A 15,429-nucleotide genomic window follows, 5' to 3' on the forward strand; every position below is an offset into this window, starting at 1 on the left:
GTTATAAAGATGTCGCTATAAACATGTCGTTATAAACAGTTTAATTGTTGCGTCAATGCTTCGGCCTGGGCCTGGGCATTACCAATATAGTTGGCTGGCGAGAGCGCCTTCAACTCGGTTTTGACTTCGCCAGGCAGCTCTAACGTATCAATAAACGCCGCAAAGCCCGCTTGGTCAATACGTTTGCCACGGGTCAACTGTTTAAGTTTTTCGTAGGGCTTTTCGATGCCGTAGCGGCGCATCACCGTTTGGATGGGCTCGGCGAGCACTTCCCAGCTGTTATCCAGGTCAGCGTCTAAACGCTCGGGATTGGCTTCCAGCTTGCTGATGCCTTTTAGGCTGGCATGGTAAGCAATCAGACCATACGCCAAGCCTACGCCCAGATTACGCAGCACAGTGGAGTCAGTGAGGTCACGCTGCCAGCGCGAGATGGGCAGCTTTTGGGCGAGATGGCTAAGAACTGCATTCGCCAGGCCCAGGTTACCCTCGGAGTTTTCAAAGTCGATCGGGTTAACTTTGTGTGGCATGGTCGAGGAGCCAATTTCGCCCTCAACTGTGCGCTGCTTGAAGTAACCCAAGGAGATATAGCCCCATACGTCGCGATCGAAGTCGATCAGGATCGTATTGAAGCGGCAAATGGCGTCAAACAGTTCGGCGATATAGTCGTGGGGCTCGATCTGGGTGGTGTAAGGGTTGAACGTTAGCCCTAAGCCTTCTACAAAGGTGCGCGCGTTAGCTTCCCAGTCAATATCTGGGTAGGTGGTCAGATGGGCGTTGTAATTGCCCACTGCGCCGTTGATTTTGCCCAGCACTTCTACCGCTTCAATCTGCTTGAGCTGGCGCTTTAGGCGGTAGGCCACATTGGCCATCTCTTTGCCCAGCGTGGTAGGTGTCGCCGTTTGGCCATGAGTACGCGATAGCATCGGCTGGGCGGCATGGGCAATCGCCAGTTTGGCTATTTCGTCGGCGACCTCGTGCATGGTGGGCAGCATGGCGTTTAGGCCATCGCTTAGCATCACGCCGTAAGAGAGGTTGTTGATATCTTCGCTGGTGCAGGCGAAGTGAGTGAACTCGGTGACCGCATGCAGCTCGGCTTGATCGGCAATTTTCTCTTTGAGGAAATACTCCACCGCTTTGACGTCGTGGTTGGTGGTGCGCTCGATCTCTTTTATGCGCTCGGCATCGCTGATCGAAAATTCACGAATCAACTGCTCTAGAAACGCGGTCGCTTCAGCGGACAGTCTCGGCACTTCGATAATTTGTGCGTGCTCAGCCAGGCGCTGTAGCCAGCGAACTTCCACAATCACACGAGCGCGGATCAAGCCAAATTCACTGAAGTGTTCGCGCAGGGCGGCGGCTTTAGTGGCGTAGCGGCCGTCAACGGGAGAGAGGGCGGTTAAAGCGGAGAGTTGCATGGCATCGTTTCCAGGAAGTTCGAAAGAAAATTAGTCGAGAGCATGTTAATCGATTAAATAGTGGCTTAACTGAGGCTGTCCAGCGCCCGGCGTAGCGCTTTGCGCTGGAATACCAGCTTCCAACGCCGCCCGCCTTGCTGGTGCCATAACAGGCCAAAGCGAATGCCGGCCATTAAGCAGGCGCGCACGCGCTCGGGCATCATGCGGCTCTGCAGTAGCGAAGGGTCGCCCTGCACTACAATACGGGTTTTAAACGTGGAGATAGTCTCCTGGTACGCTTCCCCTAGGCTGGCGACCACGTTTTCATGGGTGGAGCCGAAGTGTTCGGCCTGACCCTGAATGCGGGTTAGCTTTTGGCCCAGCGAGTCCATCATGTCGTTATTGGTGCGCAGTTTGTTCATCAGCATTAGCAGCGAAAAGCCGTAACGCAGCACCACCGGATTCGCCTGCTTACGTCCCACCAGGGCTTCTAACGTATCCAGACCGCGGCGGAGGTTATTGGGGTGCCCGCCATAAATAGCTTCAAAGCTCTCCGGGTTGGTATCCACGGTGGCTTCAATCAGCGTTTCCCAGGCGCGTGGGTCGACTTGCCCAGTGCGAGCGAGTTCGTCAACCAGACTGGCGGCTTGAAACACGCCCGCCAACGCGAGCGCTTGGCGGGCGGCCGGGGAGTCGGGGGCTCGATGAATCGGGGTGGTGGGATTCATGCAGCGGCCTCCGCGGCTTTCTTCCAGGTTGCGCGAATAACACCGCCACCTAAGCAAATGTCGCCATCATAAAGTACCAGCGATTGGCCTGGGGTAACCGCCCACTGCGGGTCGTCGAAGGTGACTTCTACGCCGCCGTCGGGTAGCACGCGCATTTCGCAGCCGCAGTCGCTTTGCCGATAGCGCGTTTTGGCGGTAAAACGGCCCTGCTGAACGGGCGGCTCGCCCGCCACCCAATCCATCGCCTCTGTGGCCAATGTATCGGAGTAGAGCAACTGATCATGCTTGCCCTGCACCGCGACCAGCACGTTGCGATCAAGGTCTTTCGCCGCCACGTACCAGGGCTCTTCTGAATAGTTGGCCAGCCCGCCAATGCCTAGACCCTGGCGCTGGCCCAGGGTGTAGTACATCAGCCCCATATGCTGGCCAATCACGTCGCCATCCGGCGTTTCAATGCTGCCGGGCTGAGCGGGCAGATACTGCTGCAGGAAGTCGCGAAAGCGACGCTCGCCGATAAAACAGATACCGGTGGAGTCTTTTTTCTTCGCGGTAATCAGCCCGTGCTGCTCGGCCAGTGCGCGCACTGCGGGTTTTTCCAGCTCGCCCACGGGGAACAGGGTGCGTGCAATGGCGGCTTCCGGCACCGCATGCAGAAAGTAGCTTTGGTCTTTGTTGCCATCCAGCCCTTTAAGCAGCCGCGGGCGACTTTCACTCATGCCTTGGCGGACATGCCCTTGACGAACATAGTGACCGGTCGCAATTTTGTCGGCACCGAGCATTTCGGCGTACTCAAGGAACACCTTAAATTTGATTTCCCGGTTACATAGAATATCTGGGTTGGGTGTACGGCCCGCTTTGTATTCGGCTAAAAAATGCTCAAAGACGTTGTCCCAGTACTCCGCGGCAAAATTAGCGGTGTGTAGTTTAATGCCGAGCTTTTCGCAGACCGCCTCGGCGTCGGCGAGGTCTTCTTTAGCGGTGCAGTATTCAGTGCCGTCGTCTTCATCCCAGTTTTTCATAAACAAACCTTCCACCTCATAACCTTGCTGCATAAGGAGAAGGGCAGAAACGGACGAGTCGACGCCACCGGACATGCCGACGATCACTTTGCCGTTAGTGGAGGGCTCTACAGTGTTTGAGCCATTGCTGGTTGGCTGGGTATTGGATGACATCAGCATCCTCAGTAGGAAATAGTGTGCAAAAGGTGGTTTGCTAATAAGCGTTGTGCAATTGAGCGAGGATTATACACGATGGGGGGTGACGGCTTCGAGTGCTTCACTCGCGAATCACCGCCAGCGGATAACTCGTTCCGCTGAGCGCATCCTCAATACGTTTGAGCACTAGCGGGCTGCGTAGACGTGACTGGTGATCCAAGGCGCGTATTTGCTCAAGTGTGAGCCAGTGGGTGGCGAAAATATCGGGGTCAAGGGCGAGGTCGAGCTTATTGAGCGGCTCGGCAACAAAGCCGTGGCTATGAAATGTCTGCCCTGCGTCGCTATGAAATACATATAGGCCCAGATAACCGGTGAGCGATACCCGCCAGGCGGTCTCTTCCTGAACCTCGCGCAAAATCGCCGCGATGGGCCCTTCGCCGGGTTCGATATGCCCCGCGGGCTGGTTAAACACGCTCTGCGGGCCGCCGCGCTGCTCTTCTACTATTAAAAAGCGTTCACCCTGCTGGATTACGCAGGCTGCGGTGCTGCGAATATGGCTCATGAGGGTTTCCTACGTTTTGAAGTGGGGCGTGCTCGTTGATCTTTTTGCTGAGCTGTTCGCTGAGTTTTTCGCTGGCCCGGGGGCGTATTGGCGGCGCGTGGCGCGTGCAAGGTTTCTTTGCGCCATTCGCCTGGGGCTAAGCCATCCAGCCGCCAGGGGCCAACTGCCACACGAATTAAGCGCAAAGTAGGAAAGCCGACATGGGCAGTCATTCGGCGTACTTGGCGGTTACGGCCTTCGCTGATGGTGAGCTCCAGCCAGCTAGTCGACGGGTGGCGTGTGGGGTCGATGGCCGGTTGGCGTGGTGCAATCGTCGGGGGATCTATTCGACGCGCCTTGGCTGGCTGTGTTGGGCCATCTTTCAGGGTAACTCCCTGACTCAGCGCTTTAAGCGCTGCGTCATTAATATCGCCTTCCACCTGGGCCCAGTATATTTTTGGCTGCTTATGAGACGGGTGAGAAATGCGGTGAATCAACTCACCGTCATCGCTGAGCAGCAGCAGGCCTTCAGAGTCGTAATCAAGGCGTCCTGCGGCATAGACCCCAGGCACAGCAATGACATCCGCTAAGGTGGCACGCGCCTGTTTATCGGTAAATTGAGAGAGCATGCGGTAGGGTTTATGCAGTAGATATAAAGTGCTCATAATCTCTTTAGGGGGTTGGCCTTGATTTGTCGACAATCTCACATGTGATTAAAATGCAGCGCTGGTATACTTTTAACATCTGTTTCAACAACCAGCTCAACAGCTCGTTCAACCACCAGCTCAACGGCTGTTTTAGCGACTGTTTCAAAAACCGTCTCAACCACCAACGATTGATAATTGAGAAAGCCACACAACTAGAAAGTCAGGAAAAGCCCAATAAAACGGCCCCGCCTGCTTCGCGGCATGGTCTCTCGTTGTATAAGTCGCGTTGCTCAGGGTCTTTATAATCACAGCGATAGAAAAAAGAGGTTAACGCAAAATGTCTAAAACGCCGAAGATCATTTACACGCTCACCGACGAGGCGCCTGCGCTCGCAACATACTCTTTGCTACCGATTATTGATGCCTTCACAGACGCTGCTGGTATCGAAGTTGAAACCCGGGATATTTCCCTGGCGGCTCGCGTTCTGTCTTTATTCCCCGATTACTTGACTGAAGATCAGCGCATTGAGGATCACTTGGCTGAATTGGGTGCACTGGCCAAGGTTCCGGAAGCCAATATCATCAAGTTGCCGAATATCAGCGCTTCCATGCCGCAGCTTCGGGCAGTGATCAAGGAACTGCAAGAGCAGGGCTACCCGCTGCCGGAATACCCTGACGAGCCAAGCAACGACGAAGAGAAAGATATCAAAGCGCGCTACGACAAAGTCAAAGGCAGTGCGGTTAACCCCGTATTGCGTGAAGGGAACTCTGACCGTCGTGCGCCGAAGGCCGTCAAAGAGTACGCGCGCAAATACCCTCACTCAATGGGTGAGTGGAGCCAGGCCTCGCGTAGCCACGTTTCCCATATGCATAAAGGCGATTTCTACGACGGTGAGAAGTCGATAACGCTGGATCGTGCACGCAATGTGAAGATGGAACTGACCACCAAGAGTGGCGAGACCAAGGTGCTCAAATCGAATATCCCGCTACTCGAAGGCGAGATCATCGACAGTATGTTTATGAGCAAAAAAGCATTGCTCGAATTCTACGAGCGGGAAATAGAGGATGCGCGTGAATCTGGCGTCATGTTCTCGTTGCACGTCAAAGCGACAATGATGAAGGTCTCGCACCCGATTGTGTTTGGCCACTGTATCAAGATTTTTTACAAAGATGCCTTTGAGAAACACGGTGAATTGTTCAAAGAGCTCGGTGTCGACGTCAATAATGGCATCGCCAATCTTTACGAAAAGATAGAGACGTTGTCAGAATCACAGCGTGATGAAATTATCAGTGATCTGCATGCCTGCCATGAAAAGCGCCCAGAGTTGGCGATGGTCGATTCAGCGCGTGGTATCACCAACTTCCACTCGCCCAGCGATGTGATTGTGGATGCTTCGATGCCGGCGATGATTCGTGCCGGGGGCAAGATGTACGGCGGCGACGGTCGTCTTAAGGACGTCAAGGCCGTTATGCCTGAGTCCACGTTCGCGCGAATTTATCAGGAAATGATCAATTTCTGTAAATGGCACGGTGCTTTTGATCCGGCGACGATGGGCACCGTACCCAACGTTGGCTTGATGGCGCAAAAAGCCGAAGAGTATGGCTCCCACGATAAGACCTTTGAGATTTCGGAAGACGGTGTTGCCGATATCATCGATCTGGATACGGGTGAAGTGCTGTTAACCCAAAACGTGGAGCAGGGCGATATCTGGCGGATGTGCCAAGTTAAAGATGCGCCGATTCGCGACTGGGTGAAGTTGGCGGTAGAGCGTTGCCGTGATTCGGGTATGCCGACGGTATTCTGGCTCGACCCTTACCGCCCCCATGAGAACGAGTTGATCAAAAAGGTCAAAACGTATCTCAAAGATCACGACACTGATGGGCTCGAAATCCATATCATGTCCCAGGTTCGGGCAATGCGTTACACGCTAGAGCGTGTGATTCGCGGTCTCGATACGATTTCGGTGACGGGCAACATCCTGCGCGACTATCTGACGGATTTGTTCCCGATTCTTGAGCTGGGCACCAGTGCCAAGATGCTCTCTATCGTTCCCCTGATGGATGGCGGCGGTCTGTTTGAAACCGGTGCTGGTGGTTCTGCGCCCAAGCACGTTCAGCAACTGCTGGAAGAGAATCACCTGCGCTGGGACAGCCTTGGCGAGTTCCTAGCGCTGGTAGCCTCTTTGGAGCACCTGGCTAAACGCTTTGGTAACGACCGTGCTAAGCTGCTGGCGAAAGCGCTGGATGAGGCAAACGGCAAGTTTCTCGAAAGCAACAAGTCGCCTTCACGCAAAGTGGGTGAGTTGGACAACCGAGGCAGCCATTTCTACCTAGCGCTATACTGGGCAGAAGCGTTGGCGGCTCAAGATCAAGACGCTGAACTAAAAACGCGTTTTGCTCGCCTGGTGGAAACGCTGAAAGCTAATGAAGCGACCATCATTGATGAGCTTAATAGCGTTCAAGGGCAACCCGTCGATCTTAAGGGCTATTACCACCCTAATGGCGAATTGGCTAGCCAAGTCATGCGCCCGAGCAAAACGCTCAACGAAGCGCTTGCTATGGTAGCCAACGGCTAGGGCTTTAAAAACAGGCACTTCATAAGCAGTCTGCGCAGCCACTGGGCGAAGCGCATGAGAATGCTGTGATATCCCTCGCCCACTGTAGTGGGCGAGGGTTTTTTGTCTTAATTAATATGTTAATTTTGTATTTTCCATGAACCCTTGCTGATCGGCAGCGTCTTAAAAGTAGACAACACTATTTTTTAGACGCTTCCATCGGTCAGTGGCGAGACAACCAACCGTGCTGCTTATGCCTAACCTAGATAGTCCATGCTTGACCGTGCTACCCCTACATGCGGGGATGACACGGCCAAATATGCCCGATGAAGATGGTGATATAGCGGTTCAGTCAGCAGAACCGGCGCTGGCGCAACCTCCGCTTTATAAGGTGGTGCTTCACAATGACGACTACACGCCGATGGAGTTTGTTATTGAAGTGCTGCAAGATTTTTTCAATATGGACAGCGAGACGGCCGTTCAGGTTATGCTGGCTGTACATACCCAAGGAAAGGGCACCTGTGGCGTGTTTACGCGGGATATCGCGGAAACCAAAAGCTACCAGGTAAACGAATTTGCCCGGGAGTGTGAGCACCCGTTGATAAGTGATATTGAGGCTGCCAATTAAAAGCGTTGAGAAATAATTGGTGGTGAGGCTTGCAACCGTGCCATTTGTACCCGATGTTGAGAGTGCCGGTCGATTAAACTGATCCGACGCAAGCCCTAGGTGGCGATACGCCCTAGGTAGTAGCGAAAAGGGGACTGCCATGCTGAGCAAAGAACTTGAAATGACCCTGAACACGGCCTTCACCGTGGCGCGTTCAAAGCGCCATGAGTTTATGACCGTTGAGCACCTGCTGCTAGCGTTGCTAGATAATGCCTCAGCGGTAGACGTACTGAAGGCCTGCGGGGCTAACCTCGATAAGCTGCGGTCCGATCTGCAGGATTTTATTAACTCGACTACGCCACTGATTCCAGAAGGCCAGGGTGATCGCGAGACCCAGCCCACGCTAGGTTTCCAGCGTGTTTTACAGCGGGCGGTCTTCCACGTTCAGTCATCTGGCAAGAGTGAAGTATCCGGCGCGAATGTGCTGGTGGCAATCTTCTCCGAGCAAGAAAGCCAGGCGGTTTACTTCCTTAAACAGCAGAGCGTTGCGCGGGTCGATGCGGTTAACTACATCGCCCACGGTATCTCCAAAGTGGCGGGTCACGGGCCGTCTCCTGCTCCCTCTTCATCCGAGAGTGAAGACGCGGAAGAAGGTGGTAATGAAGGCGCTGCGCATCCGCTTACTGGCTACGCTACCAACTTGAACGAACAGGCGCGGCTGGGCAAAATTGATCCGCTGATTGGTCGTGACCACGAACTTGAGCGCGTGGTGCAAATTCTGGCTCGGCGGCGCAAGAATAACCCGCTGTTGGTCGGTGAAGCGGGCGTGGGTAAAACCGCGGTGGCCGAAGGCCTGGCCAAGCGTATCGTTGAAGAAGATGTTCCCGACGTTATTGCCGATGCGGTGGTCTATTCGCTGGATATGGGCGCGCTACTGGCCGGCACTAAGTACCGTGGTGATTTTGAAAAGCGCCTCAAAAGCCTGTTAACTGAGCTGCGTAAACAACCAAACGCGGTGCTGTTTATTGATGAAATTCATACCGTCATTGGCGCAGGTGCCGCCTCCGGCGGTGTGATGGATGCGTCAAACCTGCTCAAACCGTTGCTCTCTTCGGGCGAGCTGCGCTGCATTGGTTCGACCACGTTCCAAGAATTCCGCGGTATCTTCGAGAAAGATCGTGCCCTGGCGCGGCGCTTCCAGAAAGTGGATGTCATGGCGCCGTCGGTCGACGACACCATCAAAATCCTCAAAGGGCTGCGTTCTCGCTTTGAAGAGCACCACGAACTGAAGTATACCGATGGTGCGCTTGAGAGTGCCGCACGCTTGGCGGATCGCTATATTAACGACCGCTTCCTGCCCGATAAAGCGATTGATGTAATCGACGAAGCAGGTGCACACCAGCGTCTGTTGCCGCCGGAAGTGCGCGCTAAAATCATCGACGTCGAGCAAGTGGAAGCCGTGGTGGCCTCCATTGCGCGTATTCCGCCGAAGAGTGTTTCAAGCTCCGACCGCAAGCTGCTTGAGAAGCTGGATCGCGACCTGAAAATGCTGGTGTTCGGTCAAGACGAAGCAATTGATAGCCTTTCAGCGGCCATTAAGCTGTCGCGGGCAGGGCTTAAATCCCCCGATAAGCCCGTCGGTAGCTTCCTGTTTGCTGGTCCCACGGGGGTGGGTAAAACCGAAGTAGCCAAGCAGCTTGCGCATATTATGGGCATTGAGCTGGTGCGCTTTGATATGTCCGAGTACATGGAGCGTCACACCGTATCGCGCTTGATTGGTGCGCCTCCGGGCTACGTCGGTTACGACCAGGGTGGTCTGCTGACTGAAGCGGTGACCAAACAACCGCACTGCGTGCTGCTGTTGGATGAGATTGAGAAAGCGCACCCGGAAGTCTTTAACTTGCTGCTGCAGGTCATGGATCACGGACGTTTAACGGATAACAATGGCCGCGAAGCGGACTTCCGTCACGTTATCCTGATCATGACCTCTAACGCCGGTGCGGAGCAGGCGTCGCGCCGCTCAATTGGCTTCCAGCATCAAGACCATTCTACCGATGCCATGGAAGTGATCCGTCGCACCTTCTCGCCGGAGTTCCGCAACCGCCTGGATGGCATCATTCAGTTCCATGCGTTGCCGGTGTCGGTGGTACGCAATGTCGTCGACAAATTCTTGATTGAGCTGCAGGCACAACTGGATGAGAAGCGTGTTCAGATGGATGTGGACGATATGGCGCGGGATTGGCTAGCCGATAAAGGCTACGATCCGGACATGGGCGCACGCCCGATGGCGCGCCTCATTCAAGAGAAGCTGAAGAAGCCACTGGCCGAGATGATTCTGTTTGGCGAATTGGCTGATCAGGGCGGTATTGTTCATGTCAGCCTGGAAGAGGGCGAGTTGCACCTTTCCACTGAGACTGAAATGGCAGATGCGCCCTGAAAAGGGCGCTAAGCCGCATTAAAGCCCATCATTTATGTTGTACCCATAAAAACGCAGCGCCCTGTCTTTGACGGGGCGTTGTCGTTCTTAGTCAGCCGTCATCAACAAGCTGAGGGCTTAGCGCGAACGGTAGACGATACGGCCTTTGGACAGATCGTACGGTGTCAGCTCTACTTTTACCTTGTCACCGGTCAGAATGCGGATATAGTTTTTACGCATTTTGCCAGAGATGTGAGCGGTAACAACGTGACCGTTTTCCAGCTCAACCCGAAACATGGTGTTCGGAAGGGTATCGACGATAACGCCTTCCATTTCAATATGATCTTCGCGTGCCATATAGGCATGTCCTCACTGATGAGTTAGTAATGTAATAATCGGTCAGAATTTGAGTGCCGCTAGGTAGGCGCTCAAGAAACAGCGCTATATTGTGCCGTAAGCCCGCCGTCAAGGCAAAAAAGCTGGCGTGTTTAGCGAATTAATGGCCGCCAATGGCGCCCGTCGAGTATTTCCAACGGCGCAAAAGCCTGCTTGTAACGCATCTTACGGCACTCTTCGATCCAATACCCTAAATAAAGGTGTGGCAGGGCTTTTTCTCGGCTGAGTTCAATGAGCTGGAGAATAGCAAAGGTGCCTAGCGAGCGCTTGTCCAGGGCTTCGCTCACGGCAAAGAAGGTGTAAATTGCCGAGAGACCGTGCTCTAACTGGTCAAAAGCAGCTACCCCGACCAATTCGTCGTCAAGGTACATCTCCATCAGATGGGCATAGGGCTCATCAAGGGTGAGGAAGGTGCGATACTGCTCGCGGCTGGGCGGATACATATCGCCGTCGGCATGGCGCTGGCGAATATAGTTAGCGTAAAGCGAGTAGTGGCTTGAGGCAAAATGAGCGGGCATGACGCGCACGCTAATATCGGCGTTGCGGCGCCAAATTTTGCGTTGTGTGCGGTTGGCCGCAAACTGTTCAACCGGAATGCGCACCGAGCGGCAGGCGTTGCACCCCTCACAGTGAGGGCGGTATAAATGGCGCCCGCTGCGACGAAACCCTAACAGCGCCAGCGAGTCATAGACACCTGGGACTGGCGACTCCTGAGGGTCGAGAAATAGTGTCGTCGCCTCTCTGCCGGGTAAATAGCTACAGGCATGTGGCACGGTAAGGAAGAAGCGCAAATCCCGCACCGGTCGACGCGGAGTATTACTGCTCACGGCTTGCCTCCTTGTTGCAAAAAAGGGTTGAAACAGAATGAGTTCATCACTATGCACTATCCTCGTTGGCAATCGCATGCAGCCACAGCGATGCGGGAACAGTGGGTGTCTCAGTGGTTGATGAAGTGAGCGTAAACGCCTTATCGGGCAACCAGTTTTTAAGATAGTTGATGAATGCCTCGCGGGCGACTGTAATAGCGCCCAGGCTCGCCAGGTGGGGCGTATGCATTTGGCAGTCGATGAGTTTGCCACCGTGCTCGCGCATGGCCCTGGCAAGGTGGGCCAGCGCCACCTTCGAGGCATCTGGGGCATGGGAGAACATCGACTCGCCGAAAAACACTGGGCCCATGGCGATGCCATATAGCCCGCCCACTAATTGGCCGTTTTGATGGACTTCAATACTATGGGCAATGCCCATGGCATGCAGCAGGCTGTAGGCGTCGCACATGTCGTCGGTGATCCAGGTGCCGGTCTCTTCGCCGCGTGGGGCGGCGCAGGCTTGAATCACCTGGTCGAAGTGTTGATCCAGGCTGACATGGAAGCCACCATGGCGTAATCGTTTGGTTAGGCTACGACGCTGCTTAAATTGCTCCGGTAGGAGTATCATGCGCGGGTCTGGGCTCCACCACAGAATGGGGTCGTCCTCGCTGAACCAGGGGAATATGCCCTGCCGATAGGCTTCTACCAGCCAGGCGGGGGAGAGTTCACCGCCGGCGGCTAGCAGGCCATTGGGCCTGGCTAGTGCGCTATGGGTAGCTGGAAATGTAGGATGTGGCGAGGAAAGCCAAGGTAGCATTACTTGCTCCTGTTGCAGCGTGCTCTGTGACGGCGGAAGGATGCTCGGTATCATGCAAACTCGCAAGTGGATTAAAGACGCCATTGAGGTGTAAAGGGAGAGTCGCTTGAAAGTGAATAAAGCAGTCAACAAGCGAACGCAGCGTAGCGCGCGTCAAACACCATCATCGGCTTCTTCTGCGCGTGTTAACGCTGCAAAGGATAAGGCTCGTCGTTTTGGCCTGCGCTTACAAGGCTCCGTACGCGAAGGCGTAGTAGTGATACTGCTTGCGCTGTGTGTGTTTTTATTATTAGCGCTATTTAGCTACCAGCCGTCTGATCCAGGCTGGTCGTATCAGGGCCCGGAAACCGATGTTCGTAACTGGATGGGGCAAGTTGGCGCCTGGCTAGCCGATGTCCTTTATTCACTGCTTGGCGCCAGTGCGCTGTGGTGGCCGGGCATGTTTGGCTTTGCCGCGTGGTGGCTGATTCGCTCGCGCCAAGTCCGTTTTGAGCTCGACCCGGTGGCGATTGCCGTGCACGCGGGTGGCCTGGTGCTGCTTATTTTTGGTACCACCATGCTGGGTGCGCTGCACTTTTATCACCCTGAAAGCATGTTGCCCTACGCCTCTGGCGGTATTTTGGGCGAAGGCTTGGTGGGCGCACTTCGACCGCTAGTAGGCAGTGGTGGCGTGGGACTAATCGCCGCGGCGTTAATTTTAAGCGGCTTTCCGCTGTTTAGCGGTATGTCATGGCTGCAGGTGGCCGATGAGCTCGGCAAGCGGATATGTCGCTTGGGCGGATGGTTGTCGGCACGTCGGCAAGCGCGGCGTATGCGCGCTGCGCAGCGCGCAGCTGCGAAAGCCACCAAGCCAGCGCCGAAGCCTGAAGTTAAGCCCCAAGTAGCGCCTGAAGTTAAGCCCCAAGTAGCACCTGAAGTTGAGTCCCAAATAGCACCTCCAGTTAAGCCTGAAACGGTGCCCGCAGAGATGAAGCCCGCGGCGGAGCCGGTAGGCAAGAGCTCTGGTGGTCGCGAGCGGCGAGAGCCGGGCTTCTCCATACCGCTTTCTAGCAGTACTTCAGAGAGCAGCGAGACCACGGATACCTCGATTCCCTGGGAAGCTGCGGCGTTTTCAAGCAATAAGCACGTGCCTGCTAAAGCCCCGGCGCCTACCCCATCTACATCTACTGCGGAGCCCCCGGTCACAGCGCCTGAGACAGTGCGGACAGTATCTCCAGCGGATAAAGCGGTGGAAGCAACAGAGAGAGAGCCGCTTTCAGCGCCGCGAGAAAACGCCTTTGTGCGGCCTGAGACGCTGGCAACAGCGCCCCAGCCAGTTGATGAGCCCAAGGAAGCCGACGCCTCCTTCCCGCTGCGTGCGACTCGTCAAGAAGAGCCATCAGCGCCTGCTGCAAGTAACTTCTTCGTCAACGACGAAGCACCCGCTGATAAAGAGCGTGTTCAGGCAGCGCCCGTTGAACGCCGCAGCGAGCCGTCACTGAACGCTGAGCCGCCACCTCGTATCAGCGAACCTGAACCATCTGAATCCGTGCCTGAACCTGAGCCCGAACCCGCACGTAAACCTGAACGTGTCGCTGAGGTTGTTCCAGAGCCTGTCTGGGATGACGAAGAATTGGACGCTGAGGAAATAGACAGCGCGCCGCCCACGCCAGCCCCAGCGGCGCGTCAGGAACCCACTTTCTCGCCTGATGAGAGCATGCCGCAAGCGGATGAAGGCCCTGCACTGTGGACTGTGGAGCATTTGCAGAGTCAGCGGCCCGCCTTTGAAACGCTGGATGAACCCGAAGGCGATGTGCCGAGCCTACAGCTGCTGACGCCAGCAGAGCCGTATCAGCCTAATTATACTGATGAACAGTTGGCTGATATGGCCGAATTACTTGAAGTACGGCTGCGCGAGTATGGCGTAAAGGCAGAAGTAGTGGATACCTGGCCTGGCCCGGTGATCACGCGCTTTGAGATCAAGCCCGCCGCGGGCGTCAAAGTGTCTAAAATCAGTAACCTTTCAAAAGACTTGGCGCGCTCACTGATGGTGAAAAGTGTGCGCGTGGTCGAGGTTATTCCAGGGCGCCCCACGGTGGGGATTGAAATTCCTAACCCCAACCGCGCCATGATCCGCCTGCGCGAAGTTATCGACTCCGACCGTTACCAGCAGGAGACGTCACCGCTGACCATGGCGCTTGGTCAGGATATTGGCGGCAGCCCTGTAGTCGCCAACCTGGGTAAGATGCCGCACTTGTTAGTAGCTGGTACTACCGGGTCGGGTAAATCGGTGGGCGTTAACGCCATGTTGATCTCGATGCTGCTCAAAGCCAAGCCGAGTGAGCTAAAGCTCATCATGGTCGACCCGAAAATGCTCGAGCTGTCAGTGTATGACGGCATTCCCCACCTGCTGGCACCCGTGGTTACCGATATGAAAGAGGCGGCCAACAGCCTGCGCTGGTGTGTTGCCGAAATGGAGCGTCGCTACAAGCTGATGGCAGCCATGGGAGTGCGCAACATCGCGGGCTTCAATGGCCGTTTGGATGAAGCGGAGCGCGCCGGTGCTCAAGTGGCCGACCCGCTCTGGGAACCGCAGCCCTGGGAAGTGCATCAACCTCATCCAGTGTTGGAAAAACTGCCCTATATCGTCGTGGTCATCGACGAGTTTGCCGATATGTTTATGATCGTCGGCAAAAAGGTCGAAGAGCTGATTGCCCGCCTAGCGCAAAAGGCGCGTGCCGCGGGTATTCATTTGATTTTGGCGACCCAGCGCCCCTCGGTGGACGTGGTAACGGGCTTGATTAAAGCCAACATTCCTTCGCGGATGGCATTTCAGGTCTCATCGCGGATCGATTCGCGCACTATTCTTGACCAGGGTGGTGCTGAAAGCCTGCTGGGCCATGGTGACATGCTCTATCTGCCCGCAGGTTCTGGGCCACCTAACCGCATCCACGGTGCCTTTGTGGATGATGACGAAGTACACCGGGTGGTCGATGACTGGAAGCGCCGCGGCGCGCCTGAATATATCGAAGAGATTCTTTCTGGTGGTGTATCCGCCGATGCTTTAACCGGCCTTGAGGCCGAAGGAAGCGATGGTGACGATGCGGAACAAGACGCGCTCTACGATGAAGCTGTGCAGTTTGTCACCGAAACGCGCAAAGCCTCGATTTCTGCGGTGCAGCGGCGCTTTAAAATTGGTTACAACCGGGCCGCTCGCTTGGTTGAGGCCATGGAGGGCGCTGGCGTGGTGACGTCCATGGGTTCCAACGGGGCGCGGGAAGTTCTGGCGCCGCCGCCGGTGGGCCACTAACCGTTTGCTATCAGGCGCAATTATGCAATAAGCGTGAAAGTAACGTCGTAGGTGAAACCCCACGGCGTTTTTCACGTCTG

At 55.3% G+C, this 15,429-nt stretch carries 12 protein-coding genes; 4 read left to right on the forward strand and 8 right to left on the reverse strand.

The window, feature by feature from the left end:
* Positions 1–29 precede the first annotated feature (29 nt).
* The 5 genes from purB to A6R74_RS07535 form a co-directional block, all read right to left on the reverse strand.
* Positions 30–1,415, reverse strand: coding sequence for an adenylosuccinate lyase (gene purB, locus A6R74_RS07515; protein WP_064233922.1), 1,386 nt, complete (start codon positions 1,413–1,415; stop codon positions 30–32).
* 65 nt (positions 1,416–1,480) lie between these two features.
* Positions 1,481–2,122: a high frequency lysogenization protein HflD gene (gene hflD, locus A6R74_RS07520; protein WP_064233923.1), complete on the reverse strand. Its 642-nt coding sequence runs from the start codon at positions 2,120–2,122 to the stop codon at positions 1,481–1,483.
* Positions 2,119–3,294, reverse strand: a complete 1,176-nt coding sequence (mnmA, locus tag A6R74_RS07525; protein WP_082906619.1) for a tRNA 2-thiouridine(34) synthase MnmA — start codon at positions 3,292–3,294, stop codon at positions 2,119–2,121. The genes hflD and mnmA overlap by 4 nt, the downstream gene beginning before the upstream one ends.
* Positions 3,295–3,397: 103 nt before the next feature.
* On the reverse strand, positions 3,398–3,838 hold the full coding sequence (locus A6R74_RS07530) for an NUDIX domain-containing protein (RefSeq protein WP_064233925.1): 441 nt from the start codon (positions 3,836–3,838) through the stop codon (positions 3,398–3,400).
* Positions 3,835–4,482 (reverse strand): pseudouridine synthase, encoded by a 648-nt coding sequence (locus tag A6R74_RS07535; protein ID WP_064233926.1) that lies wholly within the window; start codon positions 4,480–4,482, stop codon positions 3,835–3,837. The genes A6R74_RS07530 and A6R74_RS07535 overlap by 4 nt, the downstream gene beginning before the upstream one ends.
* Positions 4,483–4,801: 319 nt before the next feature.
* Between A6R74_RS07535 and A6R74_RS07540 the strand changes: the two genes are divergently transcribed.
* From A6R74_RS07540 to clpA, 3 genes are all read left to right on the forward strand, one after another.
* On the forward strand, positions 4,802–7,039 hold the full coding sequence (locus A6R74_RS07540) for an NADP-dependent isocitrate dehydrogenase (RefSeq protein ID WP_064233927.1): 2,238 nt from the start codon (positions 4,802–4,804) through the stop codon (positions 7,037–7,039).
* A gap of 298 nt (positions 7,040–7,337) precedes the next feature.
* Entirely contained in the window at positions 7,338–7,646 is a 309-nt protein-coding gene (clpS, locus tag A6R74_RS07545; RefSeq protein WP_064233928.1) for an ATP-dependent Clp protease adapter ClpS, read from the forward strand.
* A gap of 139 nt (positions 7,647–7,785) precedes the next feature.
* A complete protein-coding gene (clpA, locus tag A6R74_RS07550; protein ID WP_064233929.1) occupies positions 7,786–10,062 on the forward strand; it encodes an ATP-dependent Clp protease ATP-binding subunit ClpA in 2,277 nt (758 codons plus the stop codon).
* Positions 10,063–10,179: 117 nt separating this feature from the next.
* Here clpA and infA read toward each other — a convergent pair whose 3' ends face one another.
* The 3 genes from infA to aat all read right to left on the reverse strand — a co-directional run bounded on the left by infA (position 10,180) and on the right by aat (position 12,060).
* A complete protein-coding gene (gene infA, locus A6R74_RS07555; protein ID WP_007111068.1) occupies positions 10,180–10,398 on the reverse strand; it encodes a translation initiation factor IF-1 in 219 nt (72 codons plus the stop codon).
* 131 nt (positions 10,399–10,529) lie between these two features.
* Positions 10,530–11,264 carry an arginyltransferase gene (locus tag A6R74_RS07560; protein ID WP_064233930.1) on the reverse strand — a complete coding sequence of 245 codons (735 nt, stop codon included), beginning with the start codon at positions 11,262–11,264 and terminating at the stop codon, positions 10,530–10,532.
* A 49-nt stretch (positions 11,265–11,313) separates the two neighbouring features.
* Positions 11,314–12,060 (reverse strand): leucyl/phenylalanyl-tRNA--protein transferase, encoded by a 747-nt coding sequence (aat, locus tag A6R74_RS07565; protein WP_064233931.1) that lies wholly within the window; start codon positions 12,058–12,060, stop codon positions 11,314–11,316.
* 106 nt (positions 12,061–12,166) lie between these two features.
* Between aat and A6R74_RS07570 the strand changes: the two genes are divergently transcribed.
* Positions 12,167–15,349 (forward strand): DNA translocase FtsK, encoded by a 3,183-nt coding sequence (locus A6R74_RS07570; RefSeq protein WP_064233932.1) that lies wholly within the window; start codon positions 12,167–12,169, stop codon positions 15,347–15,349.
* The last annotated feature ends 80 nt before the right edge of the window (positions 15,350–15,429 follow it).

It is taken from the genome of Halomonas sp. ALS9 (assembly GCF_001651035.1).
In the GTDB taxonomy this organism is placed as follows: Bacteria; Pseudomonadota; Gammaproteobacteria; order Pseudomonadales; family Halomonadaceae; genus Vreelandella.